A 1,197-nucleotide genomic window follows, 5' to 3' on the forward strand; every position below is an offset into this window, starting at 1 on the left:
CCGGCCTTCTTCAGCGACAGCCCCCGCTCGACGGCGCCCGGGTGGTCGCGCGCCATGCCGATGATGTCGGAGTGGCCCAGGAAATCCGGTGCGTGCAACAGATAGACGTGCAGGACGTGGCTGTGGATCCATTCGCCGCAGTACAGCAGCCGGCGCAGCGCGACGATCTCGGGATCGACCTGCACGCCGCAGGCGTCCTCGATCGCGTTGCAGGCGCTGACCTGGTAGGCCACCGGGCAGATCCCGCACACGCGCGCGGTCAGGTCCGGCGGCTCGGTGTAGGCCCGCCCGCGCAGGAACGCCTCGAAGAAGCGGGGCGGCTCGTAGATGTTGAGCTCGACGCGCTCCAGCGCGCCGTCGCGCAACGAGACATGAAGCGCGCCTTCGCCTTCCACCCGCGTCAGGGTGCCGACGCTCAGCGTGCGCTTGGTGGGTGTCACTGCTCGCCCCGCTCGGCCGCGAAGGCGGCCCGGAAACTGGTGACGTTGAAGGTCGAGAACACCCGGTCAACGTCGGCCTCCGACATGCCGTCGCGGCGCAGCAGCGGGATCAACGTCGCGGTCCGCGGCGCCGCCGACGGGCCGAAGCAGCCGAAGCAGCCCCGGTTGTGCCGCGGGCACAGCGCGCCGCAGCCGGCGTGGGTGACCGGCCCCAGACACGGGGTGCCCTGCGCGACGACCAGACACGTCACGCCGCGCTGCTTGCACTCGGTGCACACCGTCTTGGCCGGCAGGCTGGGTTTGCGCCCGATCAGCAGCGCCGCGAGCGTGTCGAGCAGCTGTCCGCGGTCGATCGGGCAGCCGTGCAGCTGGTAGTCGACCTGCACGTGCGCCGAGGCCGGGGTGGAGGTGGCCAGCGTGTCGATGTACTCCGGCTTGGCGTAGACGACGGAAGCGAACTCGGCGACGTCGGCGAAGTTACGCAGCGCCTGCACGCCCCCGGCGGTGGCACACGCGCCGATGGTGACGAGAGTTTTCGACTGTTCCCGGATTTCGCGGATGCGTCGTTCGTCGTGGCCGGTGGTGATCGAGCCCTCCACCAGCGACACGTCGTAAGGTCCGCCGACCATCGCGCTGGAGGCCTCGGCGAAGGTGGCGATCCGCACCCGCTCGGCCAGGGTGAGCAGCTCGTCCTCGCAGTCCAGCAGCGTCAGCTGGCAGCCGTCGCACGAGGCGAACTTCCACACGGCCAGCGTGG

Annotated in this window: 2 protein-coding genes; both read right to left on the reverse strand. The window is 70.4% G+C overall.

Annotated features, from left to right (window positions below; all coding sequences use genetic code 11):
• Positions 1–440, reverse strand: a 440-nt coding sequence (locus AC2VON_RS24935) for a nickel-dependent hydrogenase large subunit (protein ID WP_486955209.1), incomplete at its 3' end; no start/stop codon positions are given.
• Positions 437–1,197 (reverse strand): NADH-quinone oxidoreductase subunit B family protein (locus AC2VON_RS24940; RefSeq protein ID WP_486955210.1); only part of this gene is annotated, 761 nt, incomplete at its 5' end. The genes AC2VON_RS24940 and AC2VON_RS24935, both read right to left, overlap by 4 nt.

Source organism: Mycobacterium sp. TH-M82, from assembly GCF_057473605.1.